10 protein-coding genes are annotated in these 13,146 nt (G+C 56.8%); all 10 read right to left on the bottom strand.

What is annotated here, in order from left to right; all coding sequences use genetic code 11:
- Nucleotide 1: 1 nt before the first annotated feature.
- On the bottom strand, nt 2-1,732 hold the full coding sequence (locus MVO87_RS07970; protein ID WP_297552841.1) for a hydrogenase large subunit: 1,731 nt from the start codon (nt 1,730-1,732) through the stop codon (nt 2-4).
- Between the two features lie 2 nt (nt 1,733-1,734).
- A complete protein-coding gene (locus MVO87_RS07965; RefSeq protein WP_297552839.1) occupies nt 1,735-2,655 on the bottom strand; it encodes a respiratory chain complex I subunit 1 family protein in 921 nt (306 codons plus the stop codon).
- 2 nt (nt 2,656-2,657) lie between these two features.
- On the bottom strand, nt 2,658-4,736 hold the full coding sequence (locus MVO87_RS07960; RefSeq protein ID WP_297514641.1) for a proton-conducting transporter transmembrane domain-containing protein: 2,079 nt from the start codon (nt 4,734-4,736) through the stop codon (nt 2,658-2,660).
- Between the two features lie 2 nt (nt 4,737-4,738).
- Nucleotides 4,739-5,953: a complex I subunit 5 family protein gene (locus MVO87_RS07955; RefSeq protein WP_297514638.1), complete on the bottom strand. Its 1,215-nt coding sequence runs from the start codon at nt 5,951-5,953 to the stop codon at nt 4,739-4,741.
- Nucleotides 5,954-5,955: 2 nt separating this feature from the next.
- Nucleotides 5,956-7,398 carry a hydrogenase 4 subunit D gene (locus MVO87_RS07950; protein ID WP_297552837.1) on the bottom strand — a complete coding sequence of 481 codons (1,443 nt, stop codon included), beginning with the start codon at nt 7,396-7,398 and terminating at the stop codon, nt 5,956-5,958.
- Nucleotides 7,399-7,408: 10 nt separating this feature from the next.
- Nucleotides 7,409-7,909, bottom strand: coding sequence for a 4Fe-4S dicluster domain-containing protein (locus MVO87_RS07945; RefSeq protein ID WP_297514632.1), 501 nt, complete (start codon nt 7,907-7,909; stop codon nt 7,409-7,411).
- 5 nt (nt 7,910-7,914) lie between these two features.
- The gene (gene fdhF, locus MVO87_RS07940; RefSeq protein ID WP_297552810.1) at nt 7,915-10,047 is read right to left on the bottom strand and encodes a formate dehydrogenase subunit alpha; all 2,133 of its coding nucleotides are present in this window, start codon (nt 10,045-10,047) and stop codon (nt 7,915-7,917) included.
- 264 nt (nt 10,048-10,311) lie between these two features.
- Nucleotides 10,312-11,142 (bottom strand): Coenzyme F420 hydrogenase/dehydrogenase, beta subunit C-terminal domain, encoded by an 831-nt coding sequence (locus MVO87_RS07935; RefSeq protein ID WP_297552808.1) that lies wholly within the window; start codon nt 11,140-11,142, stop codon nt 10,312-10,314.
- On the bottom strand, nt 11,139-11,825 hold the full coding sequence (locus MVO87_RS07930; RefSeq protein ID WP_297515628.1) for an NADH-quinone oxidoreductase subunit B family protein: 687 nt from the start codon (nt 11,823-11,825) through the stop codon (nt 11,139-11,141). The genes MVO87_RS07935 and MVO87_RS07930 overlap by 4 nt, the downstream gene beginning before the upstream one ends.
- On the bottom strand, nt 11,825-13,006 hold the full coding sequence (locus MVO87_RS07925; protein WP_297552806.1) for a nickel-dependent hydrogenase large subunit: 1,182 nt from the start codon (nt 13,004-13,006) through the stop codon (nt 11,825-11,827). Before MVO87_RS07925 ends, MVO87_RS07930 begins: the two co-directional genes overlap by 1 nt.
- Nucleotides 13,007-13,146 lie beyond the last annotated feature (140 nt).

Here is a 13,146-nt window from a genome sequence, read left to right as displayed (position 1 = left end):
TTCAGACCCCCCTGCTGGCCTTTCTTGACAGTTCGGTGAGCTCTTTCTCCGTGAGAACCCTCACCTTACCGCTCCTCGCGTCAACGACCTGAACCCTCTCGGTACAGGAGTAGCACGGGTCCATGGAGGCTATTATCAGAACGGCATCGGCCACGCTGTTACCCCTCATAGCGTCTGGCAAAGCGGGGAAGTTATTGTATGTTGACGCCCTTATCCTCCAGCGGTAGAGCCTGTTACCCTCACCCGTCATGACGTAGTGGACGTCTTCTCCCCTCGGCGCCTCGGTGAAGCCTACCGCTTCCTGGTAAGGAGGTATCTCCTTCCACTCCGCGAGGATGTCCCCTCCCGGCATCTCGTCGAGGGCCTGCTCTATTATCCAGATGGACTCAAGAATCTCCTCCGCCCTTACTAAACATCTCGCCAGAACGTCTCCCTCCTTGTAAACCGGAACCTTGAAGTCGAGGTACTTGTAGGCCGCAAACGGGTGGTCCCTTCTCGCGTCGAGGTCCCTTCCCGAGCCCCTCGCCCAGGGCCCGACCGAGCTCCACCTCTTCGCGTCCTTGTAGGAGAGAACTCCAACGCCCTCACAGCGCTTCACGAAAGTTTTGGTTGATAGCGTCTGGTCGGCCCACTTCTGGAAGCCCTCCCTGAGCTCCCTGATGACCTTCTCGATCATGCTCCTCCTGTATTCGAGGAAGTCCCTTCTGACGCCACCGATGACGACCATTCCGTAGGTCTTCCTGTTCCCCGTGAGCCTCTCGGCCAGCCACATCACGTGCTCCCTCAGCCTGAACGCATCCATGAAGCCCTTGTCGAAGCCGACGTCGTGGCAGGCCAAACCGAGGTTGAGGAGGTGGCTGTGGAGCCTCTCTATCTCCGCCATGACTGTCCTGATGTACTCGGCCCTCTCGGGGACTTCCACACCCCCCGCCGCTTCAACAGCCTGAGCGTAGGCGAGGGCATGGGCCGTGCCGCAGATTCCGCATATTCTCTCGGCTATGAAGTTGACCTGGTCGTAGGTCAGCCTGTTCTCGCCTATCTTCTCTATTCCCCTGTGCTGGTAGAACAGCCTGTAGTCAACGTCAACTATCTCCTCTCCCTTGACGTAGAGCCTGAAGTGGCCCGGCTCGTCGAGCGCAACGTGGTACGGCCCGAGCGGGAAGACGGCGGTTCCCTTGGGTGGCTCCCTATAGGGATACTTGGTCTCGTCGGTGAACTCTCTCTTCGGGCTGTCGGTGTAGTGGAAGTCCTTCCTGAGGGGATAGACCCCTTCTGGCCAGTCATCCGGGAGAACCAAGCGCCTCGGGTCAGGATGGCCCTCCGGGATGAGGCCGAGCAGGTCTTTTACTTCTCTCTCGTACCAGTTAGCGCCCGGGTGAATCGGTGTGACCGAGGGGAACTTCGGATCGTCCTCCGAGATGTAGGTCTTTATGCCGAAGAACACGTCCCCGCTTGCTCCGTTTATCGATATCCAGTAGATCAGGCTGAACTTGCCCCTCAGGGGTCTCTCGTCGGCCCCGACCATCGTGGACAGCTGGGTCTCCTTCCACTCAGGGTGGTTTATTATGTAGCCTATGACCTCAGGAAGGTCTTCCTTCCGAATCTCGATCATCCACTGGTTGTCAGCGTTCCTCTCGACGCGGATAATCTTATCCCTGAACCTCTCGATGACCTCGTTAACGTACCTCTCCCGAACCTTCTCATCGGTAATCTTACGCGCCCATTCCTTCATCTTCACCACCCCAGAGCCGCGAGGACGAGGACCGCTATGGAGCAGACGAACACCCCCGCGTTCTGCCTGATGATTTGCTCTATCCTGAGCCTCGCGTTCATGGATTCAATCACCGCTATGCTTGTGTAGAGCAGGAAGAGAACCATCAGCTGGATGACGAGGATTAAGGCCCCGCCGAGAGCACCACTCGCGATGTTCCTCACGAGAGGTATCGAGATGAAACTGCTGAGGAGCCACAGCAGGGCGAAGCGCTTTATCATGAGCGCCCACTTGAATATCCCGAGCAAGTAACCGCTGTACTCCGAGAAAACACCCTCGAGTATCTCCTGCTCCGCCTCTGCCACGTCAAAGGGTATGAAGCCTCCCTCGACGTAAACCGAGTAAGCCAGCAGGCCGTACGCGAGGAGAACCGAGAGCGTAAAGGTTACTGCGAACGGTATGGCCCCAATCCTGAGGGTGTGGGCGTTTAGGGCTAAGGTTCCTATCGCGAGGCCGAGGACGGGCTCTATGCTCAACATTATCATCATTTCCCTGTTGGCTCCGGTGTTGGTGTAGGTGTTGTTGAGGCTGAAGCCCGCTATCATGTAGGCTATCGAGACCATCGCCAGGACGTAGAGGAATACGAAGATGTCGCCGGTGAAGCTTACCGGTATGACCCTTCCGTAGGGGAGCACGAGCGCAGCTGAGACCGCGGAGGCGAAGGCTATATAGGGAGCCAACCTAAAGGCGAGCCTTTCGGTCGGGTAAACCGGCTCCATCGAGAGGAAGGTCACGAGGTCATAGTAGGTCTGGAGTATCGGCGCTCCCTGCCTGAGCTGAATCTTGGCCTTAATTTTTCTCGCTACCCCGTCGAGCAGTGGGGGGAGGAACAGTATGAGACAGACCGCGATGAAACTGAAGGCTATCCTCTCGTAACCGCTCATCTTCACCACCCCGCGAGGATTAGGAGGATTAGACCCAGCACGGCAACCGCAACGGCCAGCAGGAGGTTGTAGTTGAGCGAGAGTTCCTCCAGTCCTATTGCCAGTCCCTTGACCAGCTGGACGAAGGGCGACGCAACGGCCTCGTCGAGGTAAACTTCCTTCCCATTCTCCACGTACCACCTGCCCGCGCTCGTGATGCCTCTTCCAACCTTGTCGGCCCACCTGAGCAGTGTCTTACCAAGGGCAAGGTAGCCCCCCGCGACTGCGGAGCACACTCCGGAACCCCACTCGCTCAGAACATCCCCGCTGTGGTAGAGGCCGTGAATGTACTCCTCGAAGGGTCCGTAGTAGTGCATTGCTTTGAGCTTGTAGTGCTCCATCTTGACCGGCTCGCCCGTCGTCCAGACCTTGACGACTTTCTTCGGCCTGTTCGGGTAAGAGACGAGCATGGCTCCAGCTAAAACGCCGAGCACGCCGACGAGGAGCCAGGGGTTGAAGTACGTCTCGCCACCGCTCGGCATTCCGGGAGCTTTTATCGTCACGAGCCAGTACTTGGTGGATATCCAGCCCGAGAGGTCAGCACCGGTAAGCACCTTTCCAGGCGCGAGGAGGAGAGGTATTATAGACGACGGTATGAGTCCGAAGAGCAGGCAGAGGGCCGCGAGGAAGCCCTTTCCGACGAGCATTGAGGGGGGAACTTCCTCCGCGTTCTCAGTTACCCTGGTGGGCACCCCTCCGAAGGCTGTGGTGTAGAACTTGACGAAAGAGGCCAACGTCGCCGCGCTGATGAAGAGGGCCATCACACCGCAGAAGACGAGCAGTCCGTCGCCCGAGAGGAAAGTCCCCTGGTAAATCATCCACTTGCTCATGAAGCCGTTGAAGGGCGGCTCTCCCGCTATGGACATGGCCGCTATGAAGGTGAAGAGAGCCGTCAGTGGCATGAGCTTCGCCAGCCCGCCAAGGACGTTGAGCTCCCTCGTGTGCGTCCTGTAGAGGACTGAACCCGCTGAAAGGAAGAGGAGTCCCTTGAATATCGCGTGGTTGACGAGGTGGTAAAGTCCAGCGGCCATTGCTATCGCTCCGAAGGCGGCATAGGAACCTCCTTTGGCCATGAGGGCTATGCCCGCTCCGACTCCAAGCCAGATGTAACCCATCTGACCCACCGAGTGGTATGCTAAGAGCCTCTTCGCGTCGGTTTGCTTGAGGGCGTAGAGCGTTCCGACCGTCAGGGTCACCGTTCCGAGTATCGCCACGATGTAGCCGAAGGTTTCATTTAGCCCGAGTATGAAGCAGGTCGTCCTGATGAGGCCGTAGACGGCTACCTTAATCATGGCACCGCTCAGCAGGGCCGAGACGTTGCTCGGAGCGGCTGGGTGTGCATCCGGAAGCCAGAAGTGGAGCGGAACGACACCGGCCTTGCTACCGAAGCCGAGGAGGAAGAGGAGGTAGTAGATTGGGCCGAGGTGGAGTTTTGATAGGTTGTTGAAGTTGAGGCCTTCGATTGAGCCTGCCTTGGCGTAGAGCAGGGCGAGGGCCACTATAAGCGGTAGCGTGCTCGCGACGTGCATGGTGACGAAGTACTTCCATCCAGCTTTTCTGACGTACTCCTCGTCGTTCTCCCAGACCATGAGGAGGTAAGAGGTGAAGGTCATGACCTCCCAGAAGAACACGAACCACAGGAAGTTCGAGGTCGTCACTATGAGCACCATCGAAAGGACGAAGGTTGAGTAGAGAACCACGTAGAGCCAGCCCCTTCCGAAGCGCTCGTAGAACTCCATGTACTTCGGCGAGTATATGGAGGTCGCTAACCCAAGGCTTCCGAGGACGAGGCAGAGGACGAGCGAGAGACCGTCCACGTGGAACGGTATTTCTGCAACCCCGAGGTTGTAGGTGAACTCGATGGCCTTTCCTTTCAGGGCCTCTGGGAGGCTCATCGCAGTGAAGGCCAAGAGCGAGATTGAGGCTAACCCAGTGAAGACGTGGCCCACTGTTATTGACGCCCTGTAGTTCTTCCTTAGCGGGAGTACCGCGAGGATTGAGAGGAGATACAGGATTACGGTCAGGGTGAAGAGCTCCTTCATTTTCACCACCCCGTCCACACGTGGTTGCACACGAACTGGCTCGCGAGCGAGAGAATCAGGAGGATTATCACGGCTATGGCTATGCTAACCGGCAGTTTGCGCTTGACTTCGGGCTTTCCGTCGCTTATCACGTAGACGTGGATTGTTCTCAGGAAAATGATGAACGCTATAACCCATTCGAGCCCCACGAAGAGCGCCAGCCATCCGTTGACTTGGAAGAGCGTTTTAATGGCCTCGACCTTGTTGAGGAACAGGTTGAACGGTGGAACGCCTTCGAGGGCAAAGATTGAAGCTATCAAGAGCCCTGCCGTCGTCTGGTCGGAGTTTATCATGCCTTTCATCTCGTCCAGGTTCCTCGTGCCGAAGACGTAGAGTAGTGCACCAGTCGTCAGGAAAGCGGCCCCCTTGGCAAGGCCGTGAGCCAGAACGTAGTAGCTCACCCCCTTCTCGATTCCCGCAACTCCGAGTAATCCGGCGAGGAGGAATGCGTACATCCAGCCGATGTTGTCTATCGTAGACCAGGCGAAGAGCCTCTTAACGTCCGTCTGGTGCGGGTAGGTTATTATTGCTGAAAGCATGCTCAAGACCGCCATCGCTCCGACGAGCCAGGCTATCCAGCCAGGAACGCTCCAGTTCACCGCATCCAGGACTCTTATGCTCCCGTAGATGCCGAGCTCTACCATCGCACCGCTCATCAAAGCTGAGACGGGACTTGGGGCGGCCGGGTGGGCGTCAGGTAGCCAGAAGTGGAGCGGGAAGAGGCCTGCCTTGGCTGCGAATCCGAAGAGGAAGAGGGCAACTATGGCAGTTTTGTACTCGCTTATCGGGCCGAAGTTGAAGGTGCCCTGGCCGGCGTAGTAGAGCGTGACCGCGAGCATGAGCGGTGAGGTGTCGAAGAGGTGCATCGTTACGAAGTACTTCCATCCTGCCCTCTTGACGTTCTCCTCGGGCCAGTCGTAGATTATGAGGAAGTACGAGGCGAGCGTCATTATCTCCCAGAGGAAGAGGAAGCTCAGCCAGTCCTGAACCATCGGGATGAGTAGCATTGCGGCTATGAAGATGAACAGGGTCGGGTAGTAGGGTATCTTCGGCTTGAAGCGGTAGATTCCCATGTACTTCAACGACCCTATCAGCGCCGCTATTCCGAGTATCGCGACGTTCAGCGCGAAGAGGACTGAAATCCTGTCGAGTGAGAAGGTAAGCGTCACCTCGAACATCCTCACCACCCCACCTTAGCGACCAGCGGGTAGGCTATGTACGGGGCTATTATCGCCAGTATCAGCAGGATTACCATCACGACCTTCATCAGTGGCGTTATCTCGACTCTCTCGTTGCCTTCGCTGAAGACCATCGAGTGCACCCTCTTCAGCGACACCATGAGAAACACCGCCGAGTCCAGCAGGAGGAGGGCGAACATAGCCAGGACGAGCATGCTCTCCCTCATTGCGTTCGCGTTGCTGAGTATGCCGAGCTTTCCAAAGAACACGCCGAAAGGCGGGACGCCAGCCAAACCGAGGAGCGCAAAGGTCCAGCCGTAGCCGACCACCGGGGATTTGATTAGTCCCCTTATCCTGTCCATCTCAAGGGTTCCGAGGGCGTAGCTGAAGGTTCCAGCGGTGAGGAATGCTAAGCCCTTGATGTAGGCGTGGTTGAAGAGCTGGAAGACCGAGGCCTGAAGACCGCTCTCCATGCCGAGGACGGCCGTTGCGAGGGCGACGTACATCAAGCCAGATTCGGCTATCGTTGAATAGGCCAAGAGCCTTTTCGCATCCCTCTGGAAGGGATACATGAGGATGCAGATTAGCTGGGTGGCTATTATCAGGCCCGCCATGACGTAGAAGCCTTCCCTCGGAATCGGTTGCATGAACTGGATGAATCTCGCGAGGAGGAAGACACCCATCTCGACCATCGCCGCGCCGTGAAGGAAGGCGCTCGCTGGTGTTGGGGCAACCATCGCATCAGGTAGCCATGAGTAGAAGGGGAACTGGGCGCTCTTCGTGAAGGCCGCTATAACAACGGCCAGGAACACAATCAGCTTCAAATGGCTCTCGAGGGAGGAGTAGGCGAAGAGGCTCAGATTGTGGAGGTGTGTAATTCCAACGCCAACGGCAGTGTAGAGACCTATCATCGCGCCGAAGTTAGTGACGATGAAGGCCTTGTAAGCGGACCGCTTGGCCTCCTTGCTTCCGTAGTAGCTCACGACACCCCAGCAGGCGAGGCTCATTATCTCGAAGAATATCAGCAACTGGAGAACCGACGACGAGTACACGAAGGCAAGGGTCGCGCCTATGAAGAGCACCATCCAGGCGTAAAAGCGTCCCTTACCCTCGTAAACGGGATGTTCCCTGTTGTTCGGGCTCATGTAATCAACCGCGTACAGCATGAAGAGCAAGCCCGCCGTTGATACCACAAGGCCGACCGCAACGCTCATCGGGTCTATCAAAACGCCGTAAACCTCGCCCAGGCTTTTTGAGGTCAGCAGGGCCTTATGGATGGTTTTCATTCCAGAGGAGCAGAACTCGTAAACCCCGAGGACGTTGAGGAGGGTTGTGATGATGACAGTGATGAGCATGAAATAATCCGCCCGCTTACCATCGAGTTTGAACAGCATAAGCCCCGCGGCGAGAGGAATTGAGAAGGAAAGAAGGAAAAGTTCTTCCATGCCCACCACCTCAGAGGGCTCTCAGGGAGATTCTCTCCCCCTTCTTGGCTATCTCTATCGCTTTCTCCGTGAATTCCCTTCTCCTCATCCGCTGTATATCGTTGAAGTCCCCGAAGAGGAGCGCGTCGGTCGGGCAGGTCTCTACACAGGCCGGGAGCTTTCCTTCGGCCCTCCTGTGGGAGCAGAGGTCGCACTTCATCATTATCTTGTCGAGTACGTCGAGCTCTGGGATTCCGAAGGGGCAGACTATGCCACACATGAGACAGCCGATACACTTCTGCGGAGCGAGCAGGACTGCTCCATCCTCGTCGCGGTAGAGGGCGTTGGTGGGACAGACCTCGACACACGGGGCCTTCTCACAGTGGCGGCAGTTGAGGGCCATAGCGGCCATTTCCTGCCACTCGAAGACGTTGATGAACGACCTGCCGTTGTGCTCTCTCTCACAGGCGACCTCACAGGCGCGGCACTCAATGCACTTTGAAAAATCGATAAAGATGGTCTTCCTGGCCATTCAAATCACCCCTTCACGACCTCAAACTCGGGTATAACCTTTGGAACGGCCTTCATCAGCTCCCTCGCTTCCTCTTCGCTTATCTTCGCTATTCTGCAGGCGCAGGCCTTGGTTTCGGGTATCTTTGAGACCGGGTCGAGGGCGTCGTTGGTGAGGACGTTTGCCCCCCAGTGCCAGGGAACCGCTATTACCCCCTTCTTGACGGTCCTGGTGACCTTGGCCCTGACCGGGTAAGCACCTCTCTTCGTCTCTATCTTTATCCAGTCGCCGGTCTTTATGCCGAGCCTTTCGGCGTCCTCTGGGTGTATCTCGGCCAAGGGCTCTGGCCAGCGCTTGACAAGGGCCTTGCTCCTTCCCGTCATCGTGAGCGTGTGGTAGTGGCCGACGTACCTTACCGTGGTGAGCAGGAACGGGTACTCCTCGTCCGGCACCTCAGCTGGCCCCCTGTAGTCAACCGCCGCGAGGTGGGCTTTTCCGTCTGGAGTCAGGAACCTCTCCTTGTAGAGAACCCTCGTTCCAGGATGGTCTTCGCTCGGACACGGCCAGTGGATTCCGGCCAGGTTGCTCTTGAGCCTCTCGGGCGTTATGCCCCCGTACTGAGGCGTGCACGCGTTGATTTCCCTGAGAATGTCCTCAGGGGAGGTGTACCTGAATCCTCTCGCCCCGTCTCCGGAGAACCCTGCGGCCTTTCCGATTTCGCTCACTATCCACCAGTCGGGCCTAGCTTCACCTGGCGGGTTCAGCGCCTGGAAGCTCCACTGCACCCTCCTTTCCGTGTTGGTGAGGGAACCCTCGTTCTCAAGCATCGCGGCCGCTGGCAGGACTATGTCGGCGAACTCCATCGTTGGAGTTGGCACTATGTCCTGGACGACCATGAACTCAAGCTTCTGGAGGGCTTTGAGAACGTGGTTCGTGTTGGCGTCGCTTATGACCGGGTTCTCGCCCATGATGTAGTAGGCCTTCACCTTGCCCTTCTCTATGGCGTGGGCCGCTTCGATGACGGTGAGGCCGACTTCACCGCTCAGCTCGACGCCCCAGAACTCCTCAAAGAACTTCCTCTTCTCGGGGTCGGTAACTGCCTGGTAACCGGGGAAGACGTTCGGGAGGACTCCGAGGTCGCACGCGCCCTGGACGTTGTTCTGACCGCGCATCGGCGAGACTCCACAGCCCTCCTTCCCCTGGTAGCCACATATTGCCGAGAGCGTTGCGGCCAACCTGACGTTGTCGTGGCCGTGGGTGTGCTGGGTCAGGCCCATCGCCCAGGTTATGACACCCTTTCCAGCGGTTGCGAAGGTTCTCGCGGCCTGGACTATGAGCTCGGCCGGAACGCCGGTTATCTTCTCAACGTATTCTGGTGTGAACTTCTCGACGGTTCTTGCCAGCTCGTCGAAGCCGACGCACCTTCTCATCACGAAGTCCTCGTCGTAGAGGTTCTCCTTGATGATGACGTGCATCATGCCGTTGAGAAGCGCTATGTCGGTTCCTGGATAGTGCTGGAGGAATATGTCCGCGAACCACGCCGTCCTCGTGAACCTCGGGTCGGCGACGATGACCTTTGCGCCCCTCTCCTTGGCCTTTAGAACGTAGCGGAAGCCAACCGGGTGGGTCTCGGCGTAGTTGTGGCCTATGATGAAGATTACGTTCGCCTCCTCGATGTCCTTGTAGGTGTTGGTCATCGCCCCAGCGCCAAAGACGGCCTTCAGGCCGGAGACCGTTGAGGAGTGGCACAAGCGAGCACAGTGGTCAACGTTGTTCGTTCCGAGCATTCTGGCCAGCTTCTGGATGAGGTAGTTGGGCTCGTTGAAGGTTCTCGCGGAACCGAAGAACATCATCGCGTTGGGGTCGTCCTTGGAGTAGGCCCTAAGCCTCTCGGCGACCTCCTTTATGGCCTCGCTCCAGCTTATCTCGACGAACTTGCCCTGCTCCGTTGCCTTCAGAGGCTTCTTGAGCCTGTCCTTCGCCAGGAGGTACTCGAGAACGGCGTTGCCCTTCGGACAGAGCTTTCCGTTCTCGTTTGAGATGCCCGGTATGTCCTTTGCGTACTCGATTCCCCGCGGGTAGCCGTCAAGGCTTTTTATGTACAGCCTGCACCCAACCCCGCAGTACGGACAAACGACCGGTACGAGCTTTTCTTCCAACGGGAACACCCCCTTTATGTATTTTTATAGTCATCAATGCTCATCTATTACCTAGATGTCCATGTTTTCCTTCAGAATCAGCTTCGTGTTTTTGCTTAAAACGGTTTTTTAACAGCTTAGTTTCCAACCAAAGGTTTAGATATGGGAGAACAGTTAAAATAAGGCCCAATTTTCTCCGTTTTACTCTTTTGTATTCTTCCAAGTAGGAGGCAAACAATATAGATTAACAACAAGAGGGGTGTAAAATCATCAAAGAGAAAAGGGTCAGAATAGCTGTGCCATGTTCCTCTGCGCCCTGGCAACCTTTTCCCTCGCCCTCTTCAGAATGTCCCCGAGGACATGGGAACCGTCGCGGAGCTCTATGTAGCCCTCTTTTTCCGCCCCTTTCACAAGCTCCTCTCCGCGGGCGTTTCTCGTTATAAGTACCGTCCATCCTGGCTCGCTCTCGACGAATCCAGCCGAGACGTCGCTCCACAGTCCTGTGTAGTCGGTGCACACCAGACAGCCAGTCTGGAGGTAGGAGAAAGCCTCCTTCAGCGGTATCGCGAGAACCGTGCCGTTGTGGTGAACCTCCAGGAACTCCCTTCCCAGGCGGATGTTCTTTATGTTCTCCGCCCTGACGCCATAGCGGACGCGGAGGTAGTTCAGGAAGGCCTCGAACGCGAAGGTGCCCATGCAGAACAGGCTGATTATGTACTTAATCCTGTTGCCGAAGTCCGTCTCGAGTATCGGGAAGTCCCTCATCTGGCCGAAGAACTGGGCCTGGCAGGGCAGGCAGACTATCGCGACCTCCTTGAGGTCTTCCTCCTCGATCTTCGCCTTTATCCTGGCCGCGAATGGAACTATGCTCCAGCTGTTGCCAGCTGCCTCAAGCAGTTCCTCCTTGTTGCGCGCGACAACGGCTTTGCCCTCGAACCCCTTCACCCTCTTTGAGGTCACGACTCCATCGACGAGTCCCTTATCGAGGGCGTAGCAGAGGAGCGCCGTTACCGCCCCACCGCTCGCGACCTTCCTCTTGAGTATCTCCTCGTCCTTCGCCCGGGCAAGATAAACACCGCGAAACTGTCCGAGGAGGTTTTCACCGATTGGCATCATGGCTTTTCACCTCCAAGGCATATTAACTGGGACGCGCGCGGACAGCGGATGTAGCAGGTTCCACACCTTATGCACCTCTCCTGGATTATGGTTGGCCTCTTCTCCACGAGCCTTATCGCGCCGGTCGGGCAGGACAGCTCGCAGGCGCCACAGCCTATGCACAGGCCCGTGAGAACTATGTCGTCGATGAGGTCGAATCCGCTCAGCTTCTTCAGGCCAGCGGTCACCTTGAACAGCCTGAGCCTCGACTCGTTCCCCGCCATGAAGAACTTGAAGAACGACTGGAGCATCTGTGGCGTTGGGGGACAGCCTGGGATGGAGTAGTCAACTGGTATTACGCTGTTTATCGGCTGGAAGTTCCTGTGGTCTGGCCTCGGCTCTTGGCCCCCTCGGGCGAAGCGCAGTATTCCGCCGAGCGACGCGCAAGAGCCGAAGGCGACAATGACCTTGGCCTTTTCCCTTATCTCCCTCAGCTCCTCGAGGATTCTCGGTTCGTTCATGCAGGCCCCGCCCGTTATTAAGGCAACGTCGTATTCGTCGTACTTGGGAGGGCCGTCGCGGAGGTAGGAGATGTCGAGCTCTATCTCGTTCATCAGCTTGGGATAAGCTCTGATTATGCTGACGTTGCATCCCTCACACCCGGCAAAATCCACGTGGAGAACCTTGAGCTTCTCCATGAGCATCACCTCAACCTCACGACGTGGGTCGTGCAGGGTATACACGGGTCGTAGAGCCTCATAACGGCCTCTGCGGCTTTAACGCTCAGACCCTTCGCCATCTCCTCCATGACCGGGATGTTGAACATGGTTGGAACTACTATCCTTGACTTCAGAACCCTTCCCTCCTCCCCGAGCTCGACGTAGTGGATGAGCGTTCCCCTTGGAGCTTCGTAAACGCCAACACCCTTCCCCGGCCTGAAAGTTATGTCCCCAGCCCTAAAGGGCTCCTCCATTCTAATCTCGTCAAGGATTTCGCCGAGCCTCTGGATGGCCAGCCTCGTGTCCTCTATTCTCGCGAGGTGTAAACCGTAGAGGGATTCGTCCCTGAACTCGCGGTACGTAATCATCCTCGCCCTCGGTCCCGTCTCGACCTTCTCGCCGTTGTAGAACGAGACGAGCGTCGTTGATTCCCTCGCAGCCTCCTCCTTCCTGAATTCGTAGTAGGGAACGCTTGAGACCTTATCCCACTCGATGTTGTACCTGTCCCCGTAGAAGAAGCCGCTCGCGAGGTATTTGAAGGGCCTTTTGGCCCCCCTAAGCTCATCCGCAATCTCGGTCTGGATGTCCTCGTCGATTAGAAGCTCCTCGGTGGCCTCCCAGCTTGCAGTGAGGTCTTTGAACCTCGCCTTCAGGTTGTTGAAGACGCTCCACTTCGGGACTGAGAGCATTCCCCCTATAGTCAGGTTCGGTGGGTGGGTAGCAGCACCACCGAGCTTGAGCAGGTAGTCGCTTATTTTTGCGTGGAAGTCCATGAGCTTGAAGAGCACGTCGTTCCTCTTTTCCTCCTTAATCAGGTCGCCCGCGACCATGAGGAAGAGCAGAGCGTGGCTCTGGGCCCTGTTTATCAGGCCGAGGGCTTCCCGCATGAGCCTGCCGTTCCTCGGGGGAGTGACCCCTATGGCGTGCTCTATGGCTTCACTCGCCGCTATGCCGTGGGAGGCGTGGCAGAGGCCGCATATCCTCATGACGGCCTCGACCGCAAAGAGGGGGTTCTTTCCGACGACCATCTTCTCGAAGCCCCTAACGGGGGCGGTCGCTATGAAGAGGGCATCCTGAACAACTTCGTCTTCCTCGTACAGGATGAGCTTGGCCTCACCCGCAATCCTGCACACTTTGTCAAAGGTTACCTCGCCCAAAGTTTTCACCTCCACTTTCGCCTCATTTTTAGATTCAAAACGCACGATAAAAGCGTTTTTTGAACTAAAGGTTTAGAACTCTAATTTTTCAAGACGGGGAGAGTTTAGGCTATGAATCACTGGATTCACCAACGTTAATGCATTAAAAA

It is taken from the genome of Thermococcus sp., assembly GCF_027063845.1.
GTDB lineage: Archaea > Methanobacteriota_B > Thermococci > Thermococcales > Thermococcaceae > Thermococcus.
The sequence above is the reverse complement of the archived record's forward strand: the minus strand, read 5'-3'. Positions and strand labels throughout refer to the sequence as shown.

Coding starts and splice junctions, on each gene's coding strand:
- MVO87_RS07930 (WP_297515628.1), bottom strand. CDS start 11,825: ATGCTCATGGAGAAGCTCAAGGTTCTCCACGTGGATTTTGCCGGGTGT.
- MVO87_RS07970 (WP_297552841.1), bottom strand. CDS start 1,732: ATGAAGGAATGGGCGCGTAAGATTACCGATGAGAAGGTTCGGGAGAGG.
- MVO87_RS07950 (WP_297552837.1), bottom strand. CDS start 7,398: ATGGAAGAACTTTTCCTTCTTTCCTTCTCAATTCCTCTCGCCGCGGGG.
- MVO87_RS07945 (WP_297514632.1), bottom strand. CDS start 7,909: ATGGCCAGGAAGACCATCTTTATCGATTTTTCAAAGTGCATTGAGTGC.
- MVO87_RS07935 (WP_297552808.1), bottom strand. CDS start 11,142: ATGATGCCAATCGGTGAAAACCTCCTCGGACAGTTTCGCGGTGTTTAT.
- MVO87_RS07960 (WP_297514641.1), bottom strand. CDS start 4,736: ATGAAGGAGCTCTTCACCCTGACCGTAATCCTGTATCTCCTCTCAATC.
- MVO87_RS07965 (WP_297552839.1), bottom strand. CDS start 2,655: ATGAGCGGTTACGAGAGGATAGCCTTCAGTTTCATCGCGGTCTGTCTC.
- MVO87_RS07955 (WP_297514638.1), bottom strand. CDS start 5,953: ATGTTCGAGGTGACGCTTACCTTCTCACTCGACAGGATTTCAGTCCTC.